The 26177-nt window shown below is 40.7% G+C and carries 19 protein-coding genes and 1 tRNA gene; 8 read left to right on the forward strand and 12 right to left on the reverse strand.

Annotated elements, in window-relative coordinates; translation table 11 throughout:
* Positions 1–263: 263 nt before the first annotated feature.
* Positions 264–761 carry a Sec-independent protein translocase subunit TatA/TatB gene (locus OQ289_RS04285; RefSeq protein ID WP_270089555.1) on the reverse strand — a complete coding sequence of 166 codons (498 nt, stop codon included), beginning with the start codon at positions 759–761 and terminating at the stop codon, positions 264–266.
* Positions 762–951: 190 nt separating this feature from the next.
* Between OQ289_RS04285 and OQ289_RS04290 the strand changes: the two genes are divergently transcribed.
* Positions 952–2313, forward strand: a complete 1362-nt coding sequence (locus OQ289_RS04290) for an MATE family efflux transporter (RefSeq protein ID WP_270089556.1) — start codon at positions 952–954, stop codon at positions 2311–2313.
* Between the two features lie 64 nt (positions 2314–2377).
* Here OQ289_RS04290 and OQ289_RS04295 read toward each other — a convergent pair whose 3' ends face one another.
* The 3 genes from OQ289_RS04295 to OQ289_RS04305 form a co-directional block, all read right to left on the reverse strand.
* A complete protein-coding gene (locus OQ289_RS04295) occupies positions 2378–3745 on the reverse strand; it encodes a dihydrolipoamide acetyltransferase family protein (RefSeq protein WP_270089557.1) in 1368 nt (455 codons plus the stop codon).
* 95 nt (positions 3746–3840) lie between these two features.
* Positions 3841–5100, reverse strand: coding sequence for a competence/damage-inducible protein A (locus tag OQ289_RS04300; RefSeq protein WP_270089558.1), 1260 nt, complete (start codon positions 5098–5100; stop codon positions 3841–3843).
* A 39-nt stretch (positions 5101–5139) separates the two neighbouring features.
* On the reverse strand, positions 5140–7731 hold the full coding sequence (locus OQ289_RS04305; RefSeq protein ID WP_270089559.1) for a putative LPS assembly protein LptD: 2592 nt from the start codon (positions 7729–7731) through the stop codon (positions 5140–5142).
* Between OQ289_RS04305 and OQ289_RS04310 the strand changes: the two genes are divergently transcribed.
* From OQ289_RS04310 to OQ289_RS04320, 3 genes are all read left to right on the forward strand, one after another.
* Complete coding sequence (locus OQ289_RS04310; protein ID WP_270089560.1) at positions 7730–7903, forward strand: hypothetical protein; 174 nt, start codon at positions 7730–7732, stop codon at positions 7901–7903. The two genes, OQ289_RS04305 and OQ289_RS04310, sit on opposite strands and share 2 nt — an antisense overlap.
* A 58-nt stretch (positions 7904–7961) precedes the next feature.
* Positions 7962–8804 carry an N-acetylmuramoyl-L-alanine amidase family protein gene (locus tag OQ289_RS04315; RefSeq protein WP_443020423.1) on the forward strand — a complete coding sequence of 281 codons (843 nt, stop codon included), beginning with the start codon at positions 7962–7964 and terminating at the stop codon, positions 8802–8804.
* Positions 8805–8872: 68 nt separating this feature from the next.
* Complete coding sequence (locus OQ289_RS04320) at positions 8873–9820, forward strand: MlaD family protein (protein WP_270089562.1); 948 nt, start codon at positions 8873–8875, stop codon at positions 9818–9820.
* Between the two features lie 57 nt (positions 9821–9877).
* Here the strand turns inward: OQ289_RS04320 and OQ289_RS04325 are convergent, their stop codons facing one another.
* From OQ289_RS04325 to OQ289_RS04340, 4 genes are all read right to left on the reverse strand, one after another.
* On the reverse strand, positions 9878–11977 hold the full coding sequence (locus OQ289_RS04325) for a S9 family peptidase (protein WP_270089563.1): 2100 nt from the start codon (positions 11975–11977) through the stop codon (positions 9878–9880).
* Between the two features lie 165 nt (positions 11978–12142).
* A complete protein-coding gene (creD, locus tag OQ289_RS04330; protein WP_270089564.1) occupies positions 12143–13582 on the reverse strand; it encodes a cell envelope integrity protein CreD in 1440 nt (479 codons plus the stop codon).
* Positions 13583–13633: 51 nt separating this feature from the next.
* On the reverse strand, positions 13634–13936 hold the full coding sequence (locus OQ289_RS04335) for a winged helix-turn-helix domain-containing protein (protein ID WP_033564823.1): 303 nt from the start codon (positions 13934–13936) through the stop codon (positions 13634–13636).
* Complete coding sequence (locus OQ289_RS04340; protein WP_270089565.1) at positions 13933–14553, reverse strand: hypothetical protein; 621 nt, start codon at positions 14551–14553, stop codon at positions 13933–13935. Before OQ289_RS04340 ends, OQ289_RS04335 begins: the two co-directional genes overlap by 4 nt.
* Positions 14554–14716: 163 nt before the next feature.
* Here OQ289_RS04340 and OQ289_RS04345 point away from each other — a divergent pair.
* Positions 14717–14798, forward strand: a tRNA-Leu gene (locus OQ289_RS04345).
* A 78-nt stretch (positions 14799–14876) separates the two neighbouring features.
* Positions 14877–16202, forward strand: coding sequence for a trigger factor (gene tig, locus OQ289_RS04350; protein WP_270089566.1), 1326 nt, complete (start codon positions 14877–14879; stop codon positions 16200–16202).
* 403 nt (positions 16203–16605) lie between these two features.
* Here the strand turns inward: tig and OQ289_RS04355 are convergent, their stop codons facing one another.
* Positions 16606–20955: a translocation/assembly module TamB domain-containing protein gene (locus tag OQ289_RS04355; protein ID WP_270090855.1), complete on the reverse strand. Its 4350-nt coding sequence runs from the start codon at positions 20953–20955 to the stop codon at positions 16606–16608.
* Between the two features lie 103 nt (positions 20956–21058).
* Here OQ289_RS04355 and tsaD point away from each other — a divergent pair, with 103 nt between their 5' ends.
* Positions 21059–22060 (forward strand): tRNA (adenosine(37)-N6)-threonylcarbamoyltransferase complex transferase subunit TsaD, encoded by a 1002-nt coding sequence (tsaD, locus tag OQ289_RS04360; protein ID WP_270089567.1) that lies wholly within the window; start codon positions 21059–21061, stop codon positions 22058–22060.
* 17 nt (positions 22061–22077) lie between these two features.
* Here the strand turns inward: tsaD and OQ289_RS04365 are convergent, their stop codons facing one another.
* The gene (locus tag OQ289_RS04365) at positions 22078–22926 is read right to left on the reverse strand and encodes a hypothetical protein (protein ID WP_270089568.1); all 849 of its coding nucleotides are present in this window, start codon (positions 22924–22926) and stop codon (positions 22078–22080) included.
* A gap of 213 nt (positions 22927–23139) precedes the next feature.
* Here OQ289_RS04365 and OQ289_RS04370 point away from each other — a divergent pair, with 213 nt between their 5' ends.
* Positions 23140–24021, forward strand: a complete 882-nt coding sequence (locus OQ289_RS04370; RefSeq protein ID WP_270089569.1) for an energy transducer TonB — start codon at positions 23140–23142, stop codon at positions 24019–24021.
* Positions 24022–24052: 31 nt separating this feature from the next.
* Here the strand turns inward: OQ289_RS04370 and OQ289_RS04375 are convergent, their stop codons facing one another.
* Both OQ289_RS04375 and OQ289_RS04380 read right to left on the reverse strand, forming a co-directional pair.
* Positions 24053–25216: a glycosyltransferase family 4 protein gene (locus OQ289_RS04375; RefSeq protein WP_270089570.1), complete on the reverse strand. Its 1164-nt coding sequence runs from the start codon at positions 25214–25216 to the stop codon at positions 24053–24055.
* Complete coding sequence (locus OQ289_RS04380) at positions 25191–26177, reverse strand: lysylphosphatidylglycerol synthase transmembrane domain-containing protein (protein ID WP_270089571.1); 987 nt, start codon at positions 26175–26177, stop codon at positions 25191–25193. The genes OQ289_RS04375 and OQ289_RS04380 overlap by 26 nt, the downstream gene beginning before the upstream one ends.

The following is a 26177-nucleotide window of genomic DNA, read 5'->3' on the forward strand; positions in this document are numbered from 1 at the left end:
TACATTAAAACCAAAAGCTGTTGGGTTTAGCCAACAGCCTTATCGTATTTTTTGTAAACTTAGATAAAATGCATTGCATTCACGAGTGCCTAATAGAAAAAATGGTAGATAGTAATTTTAATTTTTTCCACACATGTTCTTATCTATTAGCGCCCTGGTTGGCTTTGCTGTGATAACCAATAGGATTCATTGATTTTGAAAACCAACCCACCAATTTTCCATGCTATAGATTGAAGCCCATAGTAGGGAACAGTAGTGTGAAATTAAGCGTCTTTAGTTTGTGGTTTGCTTTCTAAGGAGTCAATTTCATCAGTATGTCCCTGTGTTTTTTCTACTGATGCTTCTGATCCGCTGTCCGTATTGCTGGCAAAATTATCCTTATAACCATAGTTGTAGTGCTCCGCATGTGGGTCATAGTCAGGCTGGCGGCCTGGGTCGTGTTGATAAGTCCCTTCAGGTGCTGAGAATTGGGGTGTTTTCTTTTCTTCAGATGTTGTGTCGGTAGAAGCCGTTTCTACTTCTTCTGTAACAGATGAGGAAGGTACTTCTGCTGTTTTTTTCTCATCTACGTCTTTCTCAAAGTTATTGATTTGATCTGATATTTCACGTTTGATGCCTTCAGATGCATCTTTAAATTCACGAATCCCTTTTCCCAGCCCACGTGCCAATTCAGGAAGTTTTTTGCCTCCAAAAAGTAACAACAAAACGATTACGATTAGAATCATTTCTTGTGTGCCAATGTTTAAAAATGCTAATGTCATGTGTGACGAAATTTTATTTGTATTTATAATCTTTAGAACTAAGGTAAGTGTAAATTGTGTTAATGTCCAACAAGATTTTGTAATTATTGTGTGATTTTAACAAAACATGAATATGAATAGGACCATATTAGGACTTTCAATTAACGATTCCCAACATAAACTTTTCTATTTTTGCTGAAATTTTTTCGATATGTTGGGTAGGATAAAATCTTATAAACCGTACTACTGGAGTACGTTTTTGCTTGCAGGACCTGTGGTTGTCTCCCAGTTGGGGCATACATTGGTCCAAACTGCAGATACCGTTATTGTTGGACATTTTGCCGGGACTATTCCATTAGCCGCTGTATCTTTGGTACATAGCGTTTTTATGGTGGTACTGGTCGTTGGCTTGGGTATCGCTTATGGATTGACGCCTCTTATTGCACAAGAAAATGGACGTGGTAATAAAGAGGGATGCGCCAAGTTACTATCCAATAGTCTCTGGTTGAATGTTATAGCTGGTCTTCTCTTATATTGTTTGGTATATTATGGCTCTATGTACGCGGTCGAGCATTTGGATCAAGATCCTCGAGTTGTGAAAGAGGCCAAGCCTTACCTTTTCTTGTTGAGCCTGTCGATTTTACCTTTGATGGTCTTTAATACCTTTAAGCAATTTGCCGAAGGATTGGGCTTTACAAAGCAAGCGATGAACATCACCATATGGGGGAACATATTAAATATTATCCTAGCTATCATACTGGTAAAAGGAATGTTTGGCTTGCCTGCACTTGGGATAAGAGGGGTAGGGATAGCCACCTTAATAGACCGTGTAATGATGATGGTGGTGATGAGTGCTTATGTCATGAAATCGCCCGTATTTAGGCCTTATATTCAGTATTTCAAAGTTCGATATCTGAATCGAGAAAAGCTTTGGAATATCCTCAAGATAGGGGCGCCGGTCGCGATGCAGTATGTTTTTGAAATCGGTGCTTTTGCGGGGGCGGCATTAATTGCAGGAAAGATTAGTGCTGAAGCACAGGCCTCTCATCAGGTAGCCATTACACTGGCAGCTATGACCTATATGATGGCTAGCGGTATCGCTTCAGCAGCTACGATTAAAACGGGGAACAGTTTTGGAAATAAGAACTACTTCCGATTGCAGCGATTTGCTGCCTCATCTTATCTCCTCGTGCTTATTTTTATGTTAATAGCCGCTGCGGTTTTTGCAATCTTTAATCAATATTTACCCTATTTAATCACCGATGATGTAGCAGTCGTCGCAATTGCAGCGCAACTATTGATTATAGCGGGATTCTTTCAATTGTTCGATGGCACACAAGTGGTGGGGCTTGGTATCCTAAGAGGAATGGGAGATGTAAATGTGCCTACTTTTATTACTTTTATCGCATACTGGATAGTGGGACTACCTATTGGATATGTATTAGGGATAGAACTCGGTTGGGGCGTGAAGGGAGTGTGGTACGGATTGACATTGGGGTTGTTGACTTCATCTTTATTGCTGTACGCTCGCTACAGAGCTGTCATTGGCAAATACCTTTTGCAAAAGGATTAGTGTTTCGGTTTCACAATATTTAAAGAAAAAGCGGCTTATTATTTAGATAAGCCGCTTTCATCTTTTAGATGACTCTGTTGGTATCCCATTGTTCTAAATAATCTGCCACTCTCCTTAAGAAAGTCCCGCCCAAAGCGCCATCAATAACACGATGGTCATACGACATGGACAAATACATGATGTGGCGTATTCCAATCATATCACCAAACTCGGTTTCGATGACAGCAGGCTTTTTAGTAATTGTACCCACTGCTATTATCGCAGCTTGGGGCTGATTGATAATAGGAGTTCCCATAATATTTCCAAATGCACCGATATTGGTGAAAGTAAAGGTACCACCCTGCGTGTCATCTGGTTTTAATTTGTTGGCACGCGCCCTTGTTGCCAGATCGTTGACCGATTTACTGAGTCCCACTAAGCTAAGTTGGTCAGCATTTTTAATAACAGGTACAATCAGATTCCCAGTCGGTAAAGCTGCAGCCATCCCGATGTTGATATTTTTTCTTTTGATGATTTTAGAACCATCTACTGATACGTTGACCATGGGGAAGTCTTTCAATGCCTTGCTGACCGCCTCGATAAAAAGTGGGGTAAAAGTTATATTCTCGCCTTCTCTCTTCTTGTAAGCATCTTTCATTTTGTTACGCCAATTGACCATATTCGTCACATCGGCTTCCACAAATGAGCATACATGTGGAGAGGTTTGCACACTTTTTACCATATGGTCGGCAATGAGTTTGCGCATGCGGTCCATTTCGATGATTTCATCTCCCGCTGAAGTAATGGTATGCGTTGGTTGGACACTTGCCTGTTCTGAAGACGTTGGTTTGGCTGCTATTGACACGTTGGCCGTTGCCACCGGAGAGGATGTCTTACGTTGTTGTAAGTAGTTAAGTACATCTTGTTTGGTCAATCTACCATCATTCGCGGTGCCCGGGATACTATCTAATTCTTGTTGCGTGAGTCCCTCTTCATTAGCAATATTTCGTACCAATGGTGAGTAAAAGCGGATACTATTGGATGCTATTGGTCTATTTTGCTGTGTAGATGTTTCTAATTGTGTTATTCCTGGAATATCCGTTTCTTGGATTTCTGCTGCAGGGCTTGTCGTTTCAGAAGTTTCATATTCTTCTTTCACTAAGGTTGGGGTAGCAGCAGCTTCCTGTATTTCTGTACTAGTGTTCGTTTCACCTTCAATCTCTAAAATTGCTATAGTATCACCTACCTGCGCAACTTGTCCATCTTGAAACTTCTTCTCTTTAAGAACTCCTGCCACAGGTGATGGGACGTCCGAATCTACCTTATCTGTCGCAACCTCCACAATTGGTTCATCTTCACCGATCCAATCACCTGGTTCTTTTAACCACTTGGTGATAGTGGCTTCGGATACACTTTCTCCCATTTTGGGAAGAGTTAAATTATATAGTGCCATTTGTATTATTCGTTGTCAAACTACTAAGTTAATTATTTATTGCGTTAGTTCTAGTGAACAGAATAAAATATTGAAATATTGATATTTTCAATACTTTATTTCATGCTAAAGTTGTTTTCCTGTTTAAATAGATTCCAGAGCAAAATGTATGCCTGAGCAGTTGCCAACTCTATATTCACTTGTCTATTGGTGGTGAATAAGAATTTTTTACTGATGATGTGTCCCTTACCTGCTACCGCAATCCATACCGTGCCTACCGGTTTTTCAGTAGTTCCGCCATCAGGACCAGCTATGCCGCTAGTAGCAATAGCATAATCAGTTCCGAGACTTTGCTTCAGACCCTTCACCATTTCGATGACAGTTTGTTCGCTGACTGCCCCAAAAGCTTGCAAGGTCGATTCCTGAACATTTAACAATTGTTTTTTCAGCACGTTGGAATAGGGAATTATCCCACCCTTATACATTTTGCTACAACCGGGGATGGCAGTAAGTTGTGCTGCCAGAAAACCTCCAGTACAACTTTCAGCAGTAGATAAGCTGAGTCCTTTCTGTACGAATTGTTGAATGATTACCTCTTCGATACTCAAGTCTTCTATGGCTATGACGTAAGGAAGTATACGATCCACGATAGCTGATGCTATGTGAGCAGTGTTCTTTTGTAGTTGTGGTAGATGTTCTCCCAAGGCGGTGAGCCTCAGTCTCACCGAGCCATATTTGGGTAAATAGGCAAGTTTTATATAGGAAGGGAGTTTATCTTCAATATCTGCGATTTTATCTGCCAGAAAAGACTCTCCTATACCTGCAGTAATGATATTTTGTGTCCAGATGGTACCTGATTTGTATAAAGATGACAGTTTAGGTAGAACACGTTGGGTAATCAAAAATTTCATTTCGAATGGTACACCCGGGATAAATATATAGTGGGTGCCCTGATGGTGCACCCACATTCCTGGAGCGGTACCCACATCATTGAACAAGACTTCGCAGTTAGCAAGTATATCGGCCTGCTGCTCGTTGATGGGGAGCATCTCCAAAGATCGTTGCTCAAAAAAAGACCTCACATGACCAAGTACTACTTCGTCACGTATTAATTCTGTACCAAAAAAACTGGCTGCTGTCTTTTTGGTAATGTCGTCTTTTGTGGGACCCAAGCCCCCTGTTACGATAACAATATCTGCTCGCTGTGAAGCCGAGGCCAAGGTGGTCAATATAGCCTCTTGATTGTCAGATATCGATGTCATCTGTATCACAGAGATATGAATGTCTTTGAGCTGTTTGGCTATCCACGCCGAATTGGTGTCGATAATCTGTCCGATTAAGATTTCGTCACCGATGGTAATGATTTCTGCCGTCATTGATTTAGATATTTAGATTCAGCAGTAGCCTAGCCCGTATTAATATCTGCTGAAGCTACTGTTACGTTTGGATAATTTCAGATCTTGTAAAACAGATGCTTTGGCCCGGATAGTGATGTTGTAGCTTTTGTACTGTCCGAAGGGAACCCATCCCACAGACATATCCCAGCAGTGTAAATCTCTGTAAATTTGGAATTGCGTCATGGAAAGTTGTTTGGCCTTAAGGTCATAGCCTGAGTTAAATTGCACCTTCCATTTAGGGGTAACGTTAAAGTCTCCGTGTACATTGACAGTCGCGGTGATGTTGGACTCTAGGCCTGGTTTGCTATATTGAAAACTAAAAGATCCAGCAAGATTCCACGGGATATTAAAATCGACGAATGCATTGGGATTGGAGCTGATTCTAGATAGTGCCTCGGCCTGTTCCGGTGTCATGTTAGGCGCCGTATTTCGGAGCGAATCGATATTTTGATTACGACTCTTGGAAGCGTTGGGATTAAAACTATAGTCGAATGAGAAACCAAAATTGGTCAGTCGCGCCAATTTACCATCTTTAAGAGCATAGCGATCTATCTTTTGGCCGAATCTATCCATGCTGTAAGGGTCTAAGGATCCATTGAAGTTAATATTCACTTTTTCCTTAAATAAAGCGGTCCGTCCTGAAAATCCTATGGGTGAAAGTTTTAAGGAGTCAGCTACGAAGTTGTAATTCCCACTAAAAGTCAATCCCTGTAAAATAGGTATTTTTTTAATTCCGTTATTGGCAGTATCTGTCTTGCTTAATATTTTAGCTTCAAGATTATTATCTACGGAGAAACCTATACCCATGGATCTGCCAGACCCTGGTCCTCCGAAAATTCCGTTCTGAAAGATGGAATAACGATCTGTTCTACCGGTAGATAAATTGGTGTAGTCTCTGTAGAAACCAAAAGAAGGGTCTGAAAAATCAGGCCGATAATTGAGGTTGATAGAGGGAGTGACCACATGGCGAATGGCTTCAATCTTTCCTATTTTTGGATACATACCGTATACCTTGGTCGAGAGTCCTGTCGAGAAAGAATAGTCATATGCACGGTTGAATCCCTGTACAGTATCTACCATCTCTTTATATCCGCCCGGTTCATTGAGATTGAATTTACGGATACTTTGCAAGTACCACCGTTCGGTATAATTAACACTTGTGTTGAATTGAAAATGCTTAAATGCATTTAAGGAAAGGCTTATTGGGATGGAGTGTTGGAATCCGTTCGTGAATTTCTTCAAGCCTTCTTTAGTGAAAAGTATGGAATCTCCAGCTGTTATAGAATTACGTCCCTGTAAGCTGTATCCTACATTAATACGTTGATACCATTTTTGCTCGCCTACCCTTTGTTTACTGTCGAAGGGGTTGAACGAAGCTACGTTCAAACTGAAGGAAGGTAATTCTAAAGAAACTTGTCCTGTGGCCATATCCTGTCTATGGCTTAGACTGGATGTAAAGTTTACTTTGCCATCCGCAAATACTTTTCCATAACTAATGGACGACGACATGTTATTACGTGTCAAATCTTGGTAGCTATTGGTCGTATTTACACCTGTCCTTCTGAAATAGGAGCTCGTACCGAAATTTACGGATGCACTGAAAGAGGTCCCTGGATTGGCTTCTTGACGTTGTGTATGATTCCAAGTGACATTGAAATCCTTATTGGAACCGTAATCATCTGTTCCTTCTACACCTGTTTTTGTAGATGCATAACGGAGATTAAATCCTCCGTTGTATTTGTAATTTACTTTGTATTGCGTGTTGACCGAGGCTTCCCACGAACCTTTCGAGTAAAGAGTTCCTCGTATTTCACTATCCCAATAGTCATTGAATGCTAAATACCAACCCGCATCACGTATGGCAAACCCTCGCGTAGCATCTTCACCAAACGAAGGGAAGAGAAAGCCTGATGAACGTTTGTTTGGCTTCGGGAAAAAGCCGAAAGGGATGGCGACAAATTTGACGGGTATATTTTCTACCACCAAGTAGGTAGGACCTGCAATGATTTGATTCTTAGTGACTATACCTTTTGAAATCTGAAGTCCAAAATGGGTGTGAGGGTAGGGGAGGTCACAGGTACTGTAGAGTCCTTGATATATGGACATCTCGTCATACATGTTTTTACGGACAATCTTGGCTTGTATGTACCCTCCATCGACCTCTGTCATGATACCAAAGGTATTACCTTCCATAGTCTTGTAGTTGTAGGTAAGGGAGTCTACAGATTTTGGTGTCTCATTTGGAAAAAGGACGACCGGGCGACCCACATATTTGCCGTTATGATCAATGACGCCACTGGCAAATAGTTCGTTGGTATTACGGTTCAATCGGATATAATCTGCAGAAAGTTCAAAATCCTGATACTTCACTTTGGCTCCTTTGTACAAGTGGGTAATGTTTTTATCAACCTGTGTATACTGACTGTCTACGGCAACAATACTCACCATGGCTTGGAGGCCATCTTTATCTTTAACAATGACAGAGTCACGTATACTATCTTGTTGCACTACTTTTGTGCTGTCCGAAAGGGTCTTGGAAGTGTCTTGAGCGTTCGGAATCACAGTTTTTGAAGGAGTGACTTCTTGTGCATTCACCAAGGAAAAGCACATGATGAGAAGTAATAAATATGTTAAAAAGTCCGTTAACGCCTTCAAAATTGATAATGAATATTATTTTTGTGATAAAGATAAACTCTTGGCTGCAAAATTAGTCAAAAAAGATGTAGAAAAAACAGCTGTTTTAATGTTAAATAATGCTAAATGGTTTATTTTTGCGTTTTAATCAAAAGAGCTCATCTTGAGTTCGTTTAAATAAGATAAGATATCACATGGAAATAAAAATGATTCTAACAAAATCTAAGCTCATCACATTCTCTTTACTAGTCACTATTTCTCTCCTCCCTTTTTTTGGTCAAGCACAGAGTCAGTCCGCATATAAAGTTAAAACCATTGTCATCGATGCGGGACACGGAGGGCATGACTCGGGAGCTAAAGGGCATCAGACATTGGAAAAGCACTTGGCTCTACAGGTGGCTTTGAAGCTGGGAAAACTTATAGAAGCCGAGCTACCAGGAGTGAAGGTGTTATACACCCGTAAAACAGATGAATTCGTGGAACTTTATAAGCGTATTTACTACGCAAATGATAACCATGCAGACCTTTTTATTTCTATCCATTGTAACTCTGGAGGGGTTAGTCGAGTGACCTCGCGTAATAAAAAAGGAAAGCGTGTTACCTCTTCAGTACTCAATACCTCTGCCAAAGGTACAGAAACGTTGGTTTCAGGATATGGGCGCTTAGGAGAGCAAGATGCCGCCATACGGGAGAATGCATCCCTATTATTAGAATCCAACTATAAGGACAACTATCAAGGATTTGACCCCAAAGATCCAGAGAGTTACATTGTGTTTTCTCTAATGAAAAATCAGTTCCGTGATCAAAGTATCAAGTTGGCCTCATATATGCAAAATGAATATGTGAAATCTGGACGTACCAATAGAGGCGTTTGGGAGAAAAGTTTGGCGGTACTTGCTCGTGCGGGTATGCCAGCTGTCCTAACGGAGATTGGTTTCATCAGTAATCCGGCCGAGGAAGAGTTTATGATGACTGATGCAGGGCAGAATGAAATCACTCAGAATCTGTTGAATGCAATAAAAACCTTCAAAAGAAGTGTCGAACGGTAAACAATTCCTATATTAGAGTGTTGTTTAGAGTAGTTTTGATTTCTTTAAGTTTGTAATAAGATACGATTTTGAAAATAGCGAATGAAACCAAGGTAGGGGCATTGACCGTCGTTGCCATAGCATTATTATTTATAGGCTACAGTTTTTTAAAGGGAAATGATGTCTTTAGCAGCGAAAATTCTTTTTATACCGTTTATGGAAACGTTGACGGATTGGCCGTGTCTAAACCTGTGACGGTCAATGGATACCAAATAGGTCGAGTCTCCAAAATGACCTTGATGACAGATGGTCAAATCAGGACTGAATTTAAAATTAAAAAAGAATATGAAATCCCCTCGAATACCGTCGCTCGTATTATGAGCGCGGATTTATTGGGAAGTAAGATTATTGTTTTTGATTTAGGTAATAGTACGACGATGGCCAAAGATGGAGATCCTCTCACATCTGATGTTCAACAAAATCTCATGGAGAAGGTAGAACCACTTCAAAAGAAAGTTGAAAATATAGCATCACGCCTTGATTCTGTATTGTTTGCCGTAAATTCAATTTTAAACAAAGACTTTCAAAAGGATCTTCAAAAGAGTATGCACAGTGTGTCAGTATCCATGAAGAATATAGAAGGTATTACAGGGGAAGTCAATAATCTCCTCGGTACCGAGCGTGTACGATTGAGTCGTATCATGGCCAATCTGGAATCCATAACGACCAACTTTAAGACCAATGGTAAGAAGCTCGATCAGGTTATGAACAATCTCGATGCTATGTCTGACCAGCTGGCTAAAACGGAGTTTAAAGCAACTGTTGACAACGCGAATAAAGCCATGCAAGATGTGCAATCCATTACAGATAAAATTAATTCAGGAAAAGGGTCAATTGGTTTATTGATCAATGATGATGAACTCTATAATAATCTTAACAACGCTTCCCGTGATTTGGATCATTTGATTAAGGATGTAAAAGAAAGACCAAGTCGATACATTCGGCTGTCGATTTTTGGCAAGAAAGACACCAAATAGGCAACTTTAATATAACAATAGAAAGGGGACATGAAATTTCATGTCCCCTTTCTATTGTTATAAGGTTTCCTTCAGCCAGCCAAAGAATTCCCTCTGCCATACTTGAGCGTTGTGACCGGAGAGAACCCAATGATTTTCGTCAGGCAGATAGACCAGTCTGCTTTTGATTTTTTTGAGTTGAGCTAGTTGAAAAGCTGCCAATCCCTGTCCAATTGGTACACGATAATCTTTTCCTCCTTGAAAGATAAGGATTGGAGTATGCCATTTGTCAGCATATTCAATTGGGTTGAATTCATGATAGGTTTTCGCATTATTCTTGTCCCAAAACGGACCTCCCAGGTCGTGGTTGGCAAAAAATAGTTCTTCCGTTGTACCGTACCAACTACGCATATCAAATAGTCCATTGTGAGCGATAAAGGATTTAAATCTATTCTCATGTACACCCGCTAGCATGTAGACTGAGTAGCCTCCATAGCTTGCCCCGATTGCTGCCCTTCTACTTGTATCCACATAGTGCTCTTTTGATATGTCGTCGATAGCTGCTAGGTAATCCCGGATAGGCTGACCACCCCAATCCTTTGAGATATCTTCATTCCATTTAACTCCCCACCCAGGCATTCCCCGACGATTGGGAGCGATGACGATGTACCCTTGTGAAGCAATTAATTGTAAGTTCCAGCGAAACGAATAGAATTGAGTCAATGCTGACTGAGGCCCACCTTCACAATACAAGATAGTTGGGTACTTTTTTGTCGCATCAAAATTTGGAGGATAGATTACCCAAGAAAAGAGGTCGGCTCCGTCAGAGGTTTTGCTGACTCTGGATATCACCTCATTTTCATAAATACCACTATACAAATCATTATTTACTTTGGTGATGGGACTTAACGTTTTTTTGCTGAGGTCGAAGCGGTACACCTCGGGTGCGTGTGTCAATTTAGTAGAGGTGACGACCAATGCATTGTCGATCATTCCTACAATCCCTGTGATGTCAAATTGACCTGCGCTTAGTTGTGTGATAGTGGGAAGCGATTTGTTTTTCAAGTTTGTAGGGATAGTCAACTCGAAAAGCTGCACAGTTCCTTTCGTTGGAGCTGTAAAGTAGATTCGACGATTGTCCGTGCTCCAAATAAAAGAGTTGACCGTGCCATCCCAATGCGCAGTGAGATTCAAGCGAATAGCACTCGCTTTATCAAATAAGATAATGTCGTTTTTATCTGCCTCATAGCCATCTGTCTTCATGCTTAGCCAAGTTAGTTTCGAGCCATTCGGACTGTAGGTCGGTGAGGTGTCGTAGCCATTCATGCCCTCCGTCAGATTGACCGTCTGTTTGCTGGTTAGGTCGTATCTATAAATATCGGTATTGGTACTTATGGCATAGTCTGTCCCAAATTTCTTCTTAGCAACGTATAGGACCGATTTGCTGTCGGGGGACCAGGCAAAGTCCTCGGCTCCTCCAAATGGCATTTGCGGGCTATAGAATGGTTCATCCTGTAGTAAATCAATAGGTTGTCCAATAACGCCATCTGAATAAGAGGCTACAAATGGATGGTTGAACTTCCCATTATTGAAAGTATCCCAATGGCGGTAGTCCAAGTTGTCATAAATATAGACGTCGGATTTTGGTAGGTCAGGATGACGGTCAGGACTGTGGTATTTTTTGATTAAAACTGGTTGACTGAAAAGGATAAACCTACCGTCGGGCGACAATTTTACATTTTCCAGGTCAGTGTTTCCTTTTGTCAATTGTACAGCTGAGTTACCGTTAATGTTTCTTTTCCATAGTTGTCCTTTCAGTAAATAGATGATATCTCCGTTGTTGGCAATGTGTACTACTGACTCACCACCTTTTGCTGTAGAGAATGGGGTAGGAAGGCCCCCAGCGACAGGGACGGTAAAGAGATTTTTTTCGGAAGCGTTGCTTTCCAAATCGTATTGCGAAACTGCGTAGATTAAAGATTTGCCGTCAGTTGTGAGCCCCTCTGCAGACACGCGTCCTAGTTTCCACAGCATCTCGGGGGAAAGTGGCGCCGAGTTGGATTGATTCGCCATGCGATGATCGATTAAAGATTTGTTTATCATTTTCTCGGGAGCCCGTTGAGCTACCGCGAACGCTGAAATCGAAACCATAGCGATGGCTAATATTTCTTTCTTCATAAATGTTGAATATGCGTAATCCTGCAAGTTACTAAAAGCCTTTAAAAACAGGAACAAATCTCCTTATTTATGCAAGAATAGTATCCATATGGATGTGATATATAGTCGGATGAAATACATGCAGGAAGTATCTTAATGGGGCTTCTTTGAAGAAGCCCCAAGTTGTTATTTATTGTCAAATTGATACCAATTGATTTTCGTAGAGAAGCGCATTAATACCGCTAGGATGATGAATATGCCAATTGTGCCAACAATTAGTGAAAGATCACGGAGTTGCATAAGTACAAATATAAAGGCATAGAATGTAGAAAGGATGGCCGCAAATACCAACGCGGTTTTGGTTTGTTTGACAATGCCTTTTATAAATGTGGCAATCAAAGAGACGGTAGCCGCACCAGCTATGATATACGCCCAATTAAATCCGATTTGCTCGCTGAAAGCTAGTAATAAAGAATAGAAAAGAACCATAGCCGCGCCAATCAAAATGTATTGTATGATATGGATTCGTTGCTTTTTGATGATTTCGGTGAAGAGTAAAGCTGTGAATGTAAGCAGTATCACTAACAATCCGTATTTCGCGACCCTAGTGGTCTTTTGATAGTTATTGACCTCGGGTAAGAAGTTGATTGACACCATATCATCATTGGTTAAGATTTGATTGCGATCCGATGACGTAGATGCCGGTTCGGGGTACGCTGTCGTATTGGTAAAGTCAGATGAGGCATTGGTATCGAATAGATAGAGGCTTGCGGCATTCCCAGTCCATGCTTGTGGCAGTTTACGACTGAAACTCGGGATGCTCCATTGTGCGGAGAAGCTATTGGTAGATACATTCCTGTTTTCAGGTAGGAAGGCACCATCGAAACTAGGGTTTGACCAGTCTCCGGTTACCGAAATCTGTGTTTGCGCCGCCAAAGGTAGGAAGTTTAAAGATTTAGATCCTTTTAAGTTAAATTGTATTTCGAATTTCTGTTTTGTATCGATTAAGCTTTTAATATTTACGGGTGCAGTCAATGTCTGAGGAAATAGTTTTAGATTGTTGAAATCTGTCTCTAGATGTAGGCTTTGGTCTCCCCACGACAGGTTGGGTGCGGACTTTAGGCCCTTAAAATCTTCTACACCAAAAATAATTTTCGATTGATCCCACATGATGTCCGCTACATTTACACCTAATTTGGCCAAATCTACTTGGTCGAAATCACCTGACATCTTTAATTTGGTATTGTATACCACGACATCATATATTCCTCTCTTTAACGACTCTGGTGTCACCTTGCTGTCTATTTTGATTTGGTTGGGAAGTACAAAGACCCACTCAGTGGTCTTGACTTTTGTACTAATTTTGGTGTTGGCTTGGACAGTCACTTCATCCACGATTTTGCTGTAAGGAATAGCTAGTACGGGTGTGCCAACAACCTGCTGCTTCCCCCATTTTAACGCAATCTCGCTATGGACTTCCTGCTCTCTGTACTTTCTTTCATCAATAAGCTCACTGACCCAATGCATCGGAATCAGCATAAATAGGATGAGGAATAAGATGAGCATTAGCTTCACGACGACTGATTGTGCTAGTTTTTCAAAAAGTGTTTTTTCTTTAGTTTTCATTTTATGTATTTTAAAAGTACTTTGAATTTCAAAGTTGTTGGGTAAAAAAAATTATGTGTACCGTTTTTTAATTAAATTTTCTAACGCTGTGAGGTGATTCAAGAAGGCAACTTTTCCTTTCTCTGTTTTTCGATAGCGCGTATTCGGTTTTCTATCGATGAATGTTTTTAAAATTTCGATGTAACCCTCCTTTTCGAGCGACTTTAAGTTGGAGGCCAGATTTCCATCTGTGATATCCAAAAGCGTCTTCAACGAGATGAAATCGTATTCATCGTTCGCGACCAGCACACTCATGATCTGTAGGCGAACTTTATTCTCAAATATCTTGTCGTATTGATCTAAATTAATCTTCACTTGTCATATTTATTGTGTACGATTATTCCATAAATAATGTGCAGTACCCCGAATCCCAATGTCCAAAAGACAATACCATACCCGGGAAAAGCCAACGCCAATAGTCCCATTAAAATTTCGCAAACACCGAGTCCTTTGACCTCTTTAAAAGTAAAGTTGCCAGCAGCAACCAAAGCTAGACCATAAAAGATGAGTAGAGAAGAGGACACAGCAACGAACATTCCTCTTTGTATCAAGAGAAGCGAGAATATTCCACCTGTTACTAAAGGGATAATTATGGCAAATAAGAGGTCTTTGCTTGTTTTATTCCAAATAGGCTGTTGCAGTCTCTTAGCTTTACGCTTTGCCATAAGGATACCGGTCGCGATTGAAGCTACTAGTACTATTAATGCAGCAACCATCAACTTAGTAATCACCAATGGTTCATTGACGTAATGGTCGCGGTAACCCGCTTGGCTATCGAATCCATAGACCTCATAGTACGCATAGGCGGCACCAAGTAGGGCATATATCCCAATTAGAACACTGGAAAGACCACTGATGGAGATAAACTTTGTGGATTTTTCCATCAATTTCCTGATTTGGGAAATATCTTTAATTAAATCGTCGTCTGTCATAAAAGTACTTTGATTTTCAAAGTAAATGAATTATAGTGGATTATGCAAAGTTTTTTTTCACTTTTATTTTGCGTTTAAAAAAAAATAAAAAAATACCTGGGAAATACTTGCAAGATATCGTTTTGGTTTCTATCTTTGTGCCACAATAAAAGTCCTAATAACTGCGGAAGTGGCGTAATTGGTAGCCGCACCAGACTTAGGATCTGGCGCCGCAAGGCGTGGGGGTTCGAGTCCCTTCTTCCGCACTTGATGTCCTCCCGAAATTTTATCATCGGGAGGATTTTTTTTTAAAAAATAATGCGATTAAACGCTTAGAATAAAGTATGAAAGTTTCTCACAACAAGATTGATGACATCAACGCAAGTATCATCGTTGACCTAGCACCAGAAGACTACAACCCTCAGGTTGATAAAGCAATAAAAGAGCAAGCTAAAAAAGCGAAGTTACCAGGATTCCGTCCAGGGATGGTTCCTACTGGTCATATCCGAAGAACTTATGGGAAGGCCATTTTATTGGAAGAAGTTAATAAACTTGTCAACGACAAAATTGCTGAGTACATTTCAGAACAAAAATTAGAAGTATTAGGTCAACCGCTTCCTACAGAAGATGAAGATAAGTATAATTGGGACTACAAAGATACATTTAGCTTCACCTACGAGATTGGTTTAGCTCCTGAATTCGAAACCCCGTTTACAAAAGATACTGAATTTACGGAATACGATATTAAAGCAGATGCAGAGACATTAGAGTCCCGTATCAAAAATCTTCGTCGTAGCTATGGTAAAATGACCAATCCGGAAGTATCAGAAGATGGTGACGTCTTGTACGCTACGTTAAAACAAGATGGAGAAGAGGGAATCGAAAAGACAACTTCAATCCGCACAGATCTTGTAGAAGATGCGAAGATTAAAAAATCTTTAGTGGGCTTAAAGCAAGACGATACTGTAAAAATAGACGTTAAGAAGGCTTTTAAGGTAGATGATTTAGCGCGTATCCTTGGGATTACGGAAGCTGAAGTTGAAGCTATCTCTCCTTCAAAATTCGAATTGACAGTGAAGAACATCAATCGTCTAGAGGAATCCGATCTTAATCAAGAGTTCTTTGATAAATTATTCCCTGCAGGTGAGGTTACCACTGAAGAATTATTCAAAGAAAAGGTAACGGAAGAAGTAGAGAATTTATTCAAACAAAATTCAGCTCAAAAACTTCGTAACGATATCTACACTTTCGGAATGGAAAAAGTAGACGTAAAATTCCCTGAAGCGTTCTTGAAAAGATGGTTGAAAGCAACTAATCCAAACATCTCTGATGAGGAATTGGAAGAAGGCTTTGCTGACTTTATCAATAATTTGAAATGGACAATCATTGAGAACCGTATTGTTACAGCTAATAATTTAGAGGTAAAATATGATGAGGTGATTAATCTTGCTAAGGAGCGTATTTACGCACAGATCAAAATGTATAACATCAACGAAGAACCTGCTGATGAGCAATTGGCTCAGTATGCAGTACAATTGTTGCAAGATAGAGAGCAAGCGAATCGTCTTTTTGAAGAAGCCAAAGCACTTAAAGTGTTCGACTACCTAAAAGGATTGGTAAAACTGAAATCTAAAAAAATAGATTACGATAAATTCGAAAAATTAGCATAAGCTGTATTTATAGATAATGAAAGGCCTCTTTAAAGAGGCCTTTTTTTGTTGAACATAATCTCTCCTAAGGGCTGTGTGAAGCCATCTTGATTCATAATTATTTTAAGAAATTAGTTCCAATTTGCTGCACTGCGCCTCACACTAGAAAGGGAGCAAGTTCATATTATAATTATACCAATTTGTATATTAATAGGGATATTATTCGAACTTAATACGGACTTAGTCCGGACTTCACTCGGATATACCCGAATTTAATCCTTACCAAAGCCCTATAATATAGGATGTAAATCCTCCTTACTACTAAAATTGGTATAAAGTTGTCTCCCTTTTGAAGCAGCACAGTTCCCAAACTCAACTGGTGTTGACCTTCATGTTAATAGGAGTAATGCTGGGATGAATGCTGCTATTTGGATTTTGGGGCAATTTGTTTCTTTTGCGGGTTTATTTCGTCTTCCAACCTGCGCCAGAATAGCATCCTTTTAAAAAACTCGGAGAAGCTATTGAATTCTTGCCTGTACACTAGACCCACCGCGCTGACATAGTCATTGTCCATGCCCAGTAGGAGGAAATTGCGAGTGTTCAACCGGTTAGAACCTCTTAAGATAAGACTACCATCTTTTCGGAGGCGATAAGATAACTCGGCATCGGTGGCAACTTCGTCCGAAAAGACATTCAAGTCATTGAGTTGTAGATTTCGGCGATCGGTCACTCCTCCCGTAATAATCAAGCGATCGTCAAAAAAGCGGAGCGAGGCTGATGCATCATTTAAAGAGCGGATGTTCAAATCAAAGAAATTGATATTCAAGGACTGTGATATGATTGTGTTGAGTTGATTAAAGGCCAGTTCAGTTCCTGCCGAGAGTAAGGTACTATTAACTTCTTTTCCAAACTCGCTTGATGACCCAGGAGAGAAACTTCGACGCATGATAAGGCTCATGGCCTGTTGGTTCACATTGTTGGCATCACTTAGGTAACTTTGAAGTTCGTCTTTGATATATGGGTCCTGTGGAAAGTTCAGGGCGAAGCTAATGTCAGGTTTTGTCAGATTGCCTTTGAGGACCATATCTGCCTGTGCCAATACCCGTTGGTCATTCCCCGATCTTCCTGCAGCATTGTAGAGAGGAGCCACCGATGTGCGTTGTTCATACATGGCACTTAGGTTGATAACTGCGTCACTAGGATTTCCTGCCCAACGAATTGTGCCACCTTCTTTTATGTCAAATATTTTATTTATGAAATCCTGTGCTGTGAAATTGAATTTGCCAGAACTTGTGACGTAGTCTCCGAACATTTCGAAATCGCCTAGACTAGAGATCTTTAGGTTTAATGCTCCAGTACCTCTACCTTTAAGTGAGCCTAAATCCGTTTGTAGGTTTACCTCTGCATCTGGCGTGATATTCAGATCCATATTCATACTGAGTCCTTGAAACGTCTTACGATTATCCTTTTTCTTGTTTTCAGCTGAGTCGGGGCTGATAAAGTAGATAAAATCACTTTCTGTCACCGTCATGGCACTGTTGAATGGTATAGTGAAGGTGGTGTTTTCATTGGATTTAGCACGAATGTCGATATTCATAGCTGATGTAGGACCTTTAAACTTGAATTCACCAGTGGCATAAGCCTTTCCGAAATATAGATTATTGTCTTTATAGGTTGTATTGAGTGCCAGGAAATTTCGAGCATCGATATCAATGTCGATATGAGGGTCTGAAAGCCTATTGAGATTTACATAACCATTAGCTGTTGCAACATGATTATTGGGGTCAAATATTTTGAAATTATTAAGGATAATATTATTCTTAGACAGTTGGAGGATGTCATCTGCGATGCGATAGGGTGTTTGTAGATAGTTGACGGTAAAAGAGGCTTCTTTAAATCGGGTGACGGCGTTGATTTCTGGTCTTGTGGCCGATCCTAGGATCGTGACATCTCCCGATACGGTACCTCTAAGGTCAGACACGAGATTTCTTAAAAAAGGTTGTAGGATGATTAGGTCTGTATTGACGAGCTTGCCGACTAAGTCGATTTCATTTTTTCTGTCATCACTAATGTTATATGTACCAGCGAGGGTGAGGCCCTTGCGATCACCATCGGCTAATTTTAGATCCATATTGACGAGTCTTTCATCAGGGTCGTAGGCCGCCTGTAAGGCGAGTTGACCAATCGGTAACCCGTTATATATGATTGGAGTAGTTTGTAGATCGGCATTAAGATAGGGCTTCTTGAATAATGAATTAAGTTGGACATTACCATTTACTTTGCCTTGCATTCGAATACCCAGTGGTTTTGTAAAGCCATCCAACGAAGAAAGACCAAAATTGTTGAATGCAAACTTAATCCGGTCGTCCTGGTCTGACATGACGCCATCAACAATAACTTCCTGTTCCCCCTGACTTAATTTTAGATTGTCGAAATAAAGCTTGCCTTTTGAAATGCGGGCAAGCGCGTCCTGATTGATATTCCATTCTTCGTGGTTAATTTGGAGCGTAGAGGGGAAGAAATGGATGTACGCAGGTTTGTTATGCGCAAATAATATGTTTCCATTTAAATCCATGAAATTGGGACGGGCTTGCTCGGATAGTTTGATGTTAAAGTGTAAACTATCATTGGAAAGAATATTGGTAAGGTTGATGTTATCAATATATAAACTGTCCGAGAGATTTAGCTTGTCCGCTGTGACCATAAGGGCAAGGGACTCTTGATTGGCATTCTCTTCGATAATTAGATTGGTGACTTTGATGCCACTGTATTTAATGGTAGGACTGTAGGCTTGAAATTGAGCTGTATATTTTTCAGACGAGAAGTTGGCATTAAGCGTCGCGCCATCTTCCAAGGTCAGATTAGGGTCTAAAAAGGACGCTATTGGAGCAAAGGATTTGATATTCAGGAAGAGGTCGAACTCTTGCTTGTTATAAGGTTGTATTTCGATTCCGATGGCAGGGGCATATCGCATTGCCAGGGATTTGAAATAGGGCACAATTGTAGTTAGGTCGATTTGACCCTTTAGATTGCCTTCTAGTATATCCGAATTAAGGATAAGATGGCGTTCGGCCTCATTTCCCTCTGCATTAAAATCTAGGAAATCAATAACAAAAGTGCCCTTAGAGGATGTGAAATGTATGTTTTTAGCCGCGAGGTTTCCGATAATATTATTGATGTTGTCTCCTTGTATATTTGTGGAAAGTGTGGTTTTGTGAATCGTTATTGTATCCTTTTTGAATAGATTTAGGGCATACAAATCGGCGTTTTCGATATCGGCTTCAAGTAGATAGGAGGGCGTGCTCCTTTTCCAGTCCATATCGGTATGGAAGTCGAGCTTTGCATTTCTATCATCCAGCAATCCCGATACATGCAGAAAGCGATCGTTTATTTGCGCATCAATGTCCAATTTCTCATACTGGTATCCCTTGAATTCTACGGAGTTAAATCGACCTTTCACTTGTAGGTCAAGACTTTCAAGTTTGGTGCCCTTTCCATCAAATGTAAGGGAGAGACCAGTGTGGCCAAGATTTTTGACCTTAGCAATTTCATGGATGGCAAAATGATTGGATCGAACGTGCCCCTTGTAAGTGAGTTCTTTCTTCAAATTGATACTAGTCTCTGTCTGGATATTACCGAGAGCAGTCTCCAAACTGCCTGTCGCCTTGAAATCGTTATAAAATCCCTTAAAGAGTCCCTTGTAATGGATGTTTTTCAGCTGGTGTACGATTTTTGGAAGGGCGAAAGACTTCATGTTGCCCAATTTAGGGATAATGTCTTCCAGATCTTGGGCGTTGCTTTTCAGGGTTTTTACATTGATATCGAAGATGGTCTCGGCTATGCGTGGCAACCCTCTGATTGTAAAATCTCCTTCGAGTTCGGTATCCTTTCCTAACCGCATAGTTGTATTTCGGGCAGATGCGTTGGCGACGGTTCCAGATAGTTGCGCGGAAGGGATCAATACATCAAACTTAACGAACTTCATGTCCGTTGCAAAATATTCGATGTCTCGGGATGATACGAAGGAGTTTTTGAGAGCAGCCTTGACCTTCACTTTATCCATGAATGCGGTGAAGTCAGCAAGACTGTCATATTCAAACTTTAAATAGTCCGTGACTCGTGACCGATTGGTGATGAGTTTGAGTTTGTTAAACTCCATTCGTCTATTGCTGTAAAAAGCTTCTGTAGACAGTTCTTTTAGTTGTAATCCCGATTTTTCAGAAAAGGCGAGCTTTGTGATATGTGCCGATATGGATTGAGAGCTATCAATTTGAATGTGGTCGATTTTACCTGACAATTTGCTAATTTCTAAGTTGCCAAAGTCGACTCCTTGCTGAGTATGCTTTTTAGTGTTGTTGACAATTTTGATGCGATTGTTTTCAAGGACGATTTCATTCAAGACTAGCGCAAGTGTAGAAGAGGTGTTTTTTTTGGGGACCTTCTTATTCGGGGCAAAATAGTCAATTAAAAAGGTAAAATTAGTGCTGTCTTTGAAGATTTGGAAATCTACTCTCGTATCTTTTGAATATAGTTTATTGACAATAATCTTGTTTTTTCTCCATTGGCTTAGGTTGATATCGGCCTCCATCTTTTCAGAGAAGAAAATGTTGTTCCCGTTCTTGTCGTCAATTTTTAAATTTTGGAGGACCAGTGATGAAAATGGTTTGAAATAGAGCGACTCAATTGAAATGTCTGCGTGAAGTTCTTTGGATAAATAGTCCGCTGTTTTTTGTGCGAAGTAGGTTTGTATAGGTTTGTACTGCAGGGAAAACACCAAAATCGCTAACAGCAGGGTAATGCTTGTTAACGTAATCAGCGTTATTTTTATTATTTTTTTGATAACTTTGTAATCTATTTAAAAGTTACTCCTATTTAACATGGCCATTATCTTGGGTATTGAATCCTCTTGTGACGAAACATCTGCATCCATATGTATAGACGGTGAAATTAGGTCAAATATTATTGCTAGTCAAGCTGTTCATGCAAAATATGGTGGAGTGGTTCCTGAACTTGCATCTCGAGCACACCAACAGAACATCATTCCGACTGTAGAACAAGCAATACGTGACGCAAAAGTACACAAAAATGAGATAGATGCAGTAGCTTTTACCCGTGGTCCTGGATTATTAGGTGCACTATTGGTTGGAACTTCATTTGCAAAATCTTTTGCCCTAGCTCGGGGTATCCCATTGGTAGATGTAAATCATATGCAAGCACATATTTTAGCTCATTTTATCGAAGATCCAAAACCTAGTTTTCCTTTCTTATGCCTGACTGTGTCGGGAGGTCATACGCAAATTGTATTGGTGAAGGATTATTTTGAAATGGAATTGTTGGGTGAGACGTTGGATGACGCTGCTGGTGAAGCTTTCGATAAGACGGCAAAGATCCTTAATCTTCCCTATCCTGGAGGGCCGTTGGTTGATAAATATGCTCAAGAGGGTAATCCCCAGGCTTTTGCACTGCCGGAGCCTCAGATTCAGGACTTGAATTTTAGTTTTTCAGGATTGAAAACTGCCATCCTTTATTTAGTGCAGAGACAGGAAAGAGAAAATCCTAATTTTCTTCAAGAACATCTCCAAGATGTGTGTGCTTCGGTGCAGGATCGAATTGTATCCATTCTTCTGAATAAGGTCAAGAAGGCTGCAAAGCAAACGGGTGTGAAAAGTATTGCTATTGCAGGTGGTGTGTCAGCTAATTCGGGCCTGCGTCGATCATTGGTCGATATGGGTGCTCGATATGGTTGGCAGGTTTATATCCCCAAGTTTGAGTATTGTACGGATAATGCCGCGATGATTGCCATCGCTGGATACCATAAATATCTGCGTCAAGATTTTGTAGGGCAAGATGTGTCCCCACTAGCCCGGATGCACCTATAAATGGACTTCATTCCTCTTTAGAGTGGGGCAGAGTAACCGTAAGCTTCTTTGTCCAATACAAATTTGCCGTCTTTCTCCTTTAGATACTGCAAGACGTAACCTTCTGCTCCAAAATCAGCAGTTACAAGTTCGATATTCTCTCCATTGGAGAAGACATTCAAGATTTGGAAGTAATCCATATCGAACTCCCCTCCATCATCCACACGCCAAGTGCTAATTTCGTCATATTTTGCAGGAAACTCTTTCGTGATGATTTTCTCTGGAGATCGATAGATTAATACAGCAAGGGCTGTGCTGTCCTTCACTTCAAATTCTACCAAGGTGATTGTTCCTTGATTAGCCAGCTGAGCGAGGTTTTTGTGTTTTTTGATTTTCCTGTCTTTTTCTTCTGAAAGTTGTTGAATGTAATCTGGGATATTGTCACTGGAATGGGGTGGCTGGATAGACAGTGTTTTATGGTTGTTTAAAAATGCGCGATTGACCAAGGTCACTGCCACAGCTTCAGTTGGCACTGTAGGGAGGGCAATTTGATATAGATAACCCCTGCTGTTTTTGAAATTTTCTGCTGTCTGTCTGCCATTGTCTTGCTCATTTGCTTGTTGAAGGTGCAGATAGCTTATGTCCTGTTCGCCACCGTCAGCGTGGATGAGATAGGTGTAATCTTGTGGAGAGTCTAGTGAATCTTGCTCCAGTGTGAGTAGTTGACTACCCGCTGCGTTGATAAATCCAAAGGTTATTAGAGCTGTTGTATCCGCTACACGATGGGTAATAGTATCTGTTGTAGATGCTTGATGTTCTGTTTTTTTGGCGTGTTGTTGACAGGAAAATAAGCCTAACAACATCAATAGAATTACGAAATACCTCATTCGTTTATGATACACTTAGTTTTTGAATAACAGCTGCAGTTCATGATAAGTTATGACAATAAAGTCGCTGTCTTTAATTTTTTTAAAACTAGTATTTTTTTATTGAAAGAACCTTGATAATAGCGATCGATAGCATGTTAAATTAATTTTATGGAAATGCTTTGTGTTTTACATCACAGAAGAAAAAGGTTTCACAATTTAAATTCAAAGCTTATGTTCGGTTCAAAATTAAACATTTACAGACGAGAATGGCTAGAGGTAATTTTCGAAAATAGAAATCAGACCTATGGCGCTTTTGAGCTTCGTCAATTGTCGACTAGGGCCACAAATTATGGTCTTGCCATTGTTTCGACGGTAGTATTGGCGTTGAGCATTGGCAAATTCGTCTATGATCGTTTACCAAAAACGGAGTATATCGTGCAGCCTCAACAAATTACAGAGGTGACGATGGATGAATTGATTGAAAAGATTCCGGAGGATAAGGCAGAGGAGGATCCACTTCCCGTAGAAAATAAGCTGCAGCAAATCGCGCAGGACGCGCCAGCCATAGATTTGATTCGTCTTTCACAACCAACTGTAGTTGACGCGAAGAAGGCTATTGAGGATGTGACCTCTCAAGACGATTTTAAGGATGATAAAAAAATGCCGGGACGAATGACACTGAAATCAATTCCTGGTGGGACTACTGTAGCAAGAGGGGAATTTGGAAGTAAAAAACGGGATGGGGAGCTTACTGGTGAGAGGATAGGCAGCAAAATGGGGAATGATAATGAGGTGTATAGTATGGGGAGTTTGGAAGTAATGCCTGAGCCAGTAGGAGGGATGAAAGCATTTATGAAATGGGTAGGGGACAATTATCAGTATCCATCGGGTGCGTTGGAGCAAGGGGTACAGGGTGTGGTAATGGTATCTTTTGTCATTGAGAAAGACGGTGCGCTTACTGCAATTAAAATCACGCGTGACCTTGAGTATGGTACGGGGGAAGCGGCGATTAAATTATTGGAGAAGGCGCGTAAATGGACGCCGGGTGTCCAAAATGGACGTCCAGTACGAGTATCTTATTCATTGCCCATTCGATTGAATACAGTCCAATAACGGGTCTGTCCGATGGCTACGCGTTGCGGAATTAGTGATGGAAAAGTTGTTTAAAGGCTTTGAAATAGTTTTGAACCATTTTATCCCATCCGTAGGTGTCTGTGGTGAAGTTTTGAAATTTTTCGATAAGTGATTTTCGGCTTATTTGGTCGTGATATAGCGCATGGATTTGTTGACTCCAAATTGTGGGTTCTTGTGGCGGTAGAAGGATGCCATTCTTCTGATGTTGAATGGCATCTGGGATACCATCAATAGCGGAGGCTAAGACTACTGTGGCGCATTGATTGGCTTCTAAACAGACCAAGCCAAAACCTTCCATATCACCTTCTACGGGAATATTAGGCATTATAAAGGCTAGTGAATTGGTTAGCAATATCTGCAATTGCTCTTGGGGCAGTTTGCCTAAATGACGAACCCTACGGGCCACATGTTCATTTTGCAGTAATTCCCTGATGTCTCCCTCATCGGAAGGATAACCGAGGAATAACATGAGTTGTTCCTTAAGCGTTGTAGGCAATCGATTGAGGAAGTGGTCAAGCGCCCGTTTCTCTTGTCGGAACGGACCAATGATAAGGAGTTTAATGGAGGGGTTTAAATGGGGGATGACGTGTCTGATAAACCAAGAAAATCCCTTTCGCTTTACGGGACGACCCAGTGCTATTAGATAGCTGCATTCAGGATGAATGTCGAAATCTTGATAGAGTTGCTGGACTTGTATATCGGAGACCAATGGTGTGGGAACAGTATGTACACCATTGGGAATGACCGTTATTTTCTCTTTGGCGATACCTCTTTCTAATGCAGCGGTAGCAGTGGCTTCACTAACGGCAATCAATAAATCATAATTATTGAACTTAGGAAGTATATATCGTTGAAAGACGTGGTTTGGGAATACGACGTCAAGCCCATGTAGTGTTACAACCTTTCGAAGATGATTATACTTGTGGTGTAAGAGACAGAATGCCGCCATTAATCCATCGTTGTAGTGGATGGCTATGATGTTGGGATACTGTCTACACAAGGTGCAAATGCGTCGTTCCAACAACAGGAAGAACTTTAAGATGGATTCTTGCCCTTCGTATACGAGGGAATGGACTTTACAATGTGCCTTCATTCCGGTGATGAGTTCGTAACTTTGCTTTTGCATACCTCCGGTGCTTGGTGGATACTTATGACTGACGAACAGGATTTCCATAGATTTTGTTGAGTTTGATGTAGTATATTCCTGAAATCGCAATCCAGACCAATTGTCGTGCACGACGCAGTAGGCTGGCATTGAGCCAGATCGATACAGACGTGATGCCTAGCCCTGTCAACATGATTTTGTTTCCAAACTCTTCGATGCCTATTTGTGCCGGGACAAAGGCTCCTAAGCTTTTGATGAGAACAGCGCCCATATCTATAAATAGCCCTTGGAATACCGTAATGTGAATCCCTAACAGACGAATAATTAGGTAAAACTCAAGCGAACCAATAAACCAATGTAGGGTAAAGCAAAGAAAGGAATGCCAAAATGAACGTTTATTTTCTTTGTAAAACAGGGAGGTCTGTTGAAGGGTGTTGAAGAGGCGTAATCGGAGCCTAGTAATTAAATTCGTCTTTACAATTGATGTAGTAGTACTGCTGAAGCGGGTTATAGCGATGAAAAAACCGAATACGAGGAGGAGGAGGAGGAGGGTTGTAAATAGGCAAATGTAGGCCAAAGTTTTGTTGGTACTTTGAGTCATGTTATGTATCCCGAACCATATCAAAACGGTGATAAGGAGTAACAATTGGGACATGATGGCAATCACTCTGGAAAGAAATACCGATTGCGAGATGTCTTGTTGACTTAAGGCTGAAGATTTCAGGATTTTAATTTTGAATAAATCCCCAGCAATGATATTGGAAGGGTTAAACAAGCTGATGGTCTCTCCGACTTGTCTGACCATGAATAACTTGTGCAACGAAATATTTCGGGAATTTGGGGGCAGACAATATCTCCACCCCCAAGTGCCCATCAAGTAGGCAAGTGCAGTGAGTGGAATCAAGACTACAAAATAGAACCCAAAATCTGTCATTGATTGTTGCATGGCTTCAAAATCTGTCCGATAAATGAAAGCGGCAATAAAAATGGCAACCGTGATGAAAGTGATTAATTTTAAAGCTTTCATCAT

This window comes from Sphingobacterium sp. SYP-B4668, from assembly GCF_027627455.1.
Lineage (GTDB): Bacteria > Bacteroidota > Bacteroidia > Sphingobacteriales > Sphingobacteriaceae > Sphingobacterium.

Coding starts and splice junctions, on each gene's coding strand:
- OQ289_RS04380 (WP_270089571.1), bottom strand. CDS start 26,177: ATGATGAAAGCTTTAAAATTAATCACTTTCATCACGGTTGCCATTTTT.
- OQ289_RS04305 (WP_270089559.1), bottom strand. CDS start 7,731: ATGTGCTTTTCCTTGGTGAATGCACAAGAAGTCACTCCTTCAAAAACT.
- OQ289_RS04310 (WP_270089560.1), top strand. CDS start 7,730: ATGATGAGAAGTAATAAATATGTTAAAAAGTCCGTTAACGCCTTCAAA.
- OQ289_RS04375 (WP_270089570.1), bottom strand. CDS start 25,216: ATGGAAATCCTGTTCGTCAGTCATAAGTATCCACCAAGCACCGGAGGT.
- OQ289_RS04315 (WP_443020423.1), top strand. CDS start 7,962: ATGATTCTAACAAAATCTAAGCTCATCACATTCTCTTTACTAGTCACT.
- tig (WP_270089566.1), top strand. CDS start 14,877: ATGAAAGTTTCTCACAACAAGATTGATGACATCAACGCAAGTATCATC.
- tsaD (WP_270089567.1), top strand. CDS start 21,059: ATGGCCATTATCTTGGGTATTGAATCCTCTTGTGACGAAACATCTGCA.
- OQ289_RS04340 (WP_270089565.1), bottom strand. CDS start 14,553: ATGACAGACGACGATTTAATTAAAGATATTTCCCAAATCAGGAAATTG.
- OQ289_RS04290 (WP_270089556.1), top strand. CDS start 952: ATGTTGGGTAGGATAAAATCTTATAAACCGTACTACTGGAGTACGTTT.
- OQ289_RS04365 (WP_270089568.1), bottom strand. CDS start 22,926: ATGAGGTATTTCGTAATTCTATTGATGTTGTTAGGCTTATTTTCCTGT.
- OQ289_RS04285 (WP_270089555.1), bottom strand. CDS start 761: ATGACATTAGCATTTTTAAACATTGGCACACAAGAAATGATTCTAATC.
- OQ289_RS04325 (WP_270089563.1), bottom strand. CDS start 11,977: ATGAAGAAAGAAATATTAGCCATCGCTATGGTTTCGATTTCAGCGTTC.
- OQ289_RS04300 (WP_270089558.1), bottom strand. CDS start 5,100: ATGACGGCAGAAATCATTACCATCGGTGACGAAATCTTAATCGGACAG.
- OQ289_RS04295 (WP_270089557.1), bottom strand. CDS start 3,745: ATGGCACTATATAATTTAACTCTTCCCAAAATGGGAGAAAGTGTATCC.
- creD (WP_270089564.1), bottom strand. CDS start 13,582: ATGAAAACTAAAGAAAAAACACTTTTTGAAAAACTAGCACAATCAGTC.
- OQ289_RS04370 (WP_270089569.1), top strand. CDS start 23,140: ATGTTCGGTTCAAAATTAAACATTTACAGACGAGAATGGCTAGAGGTA.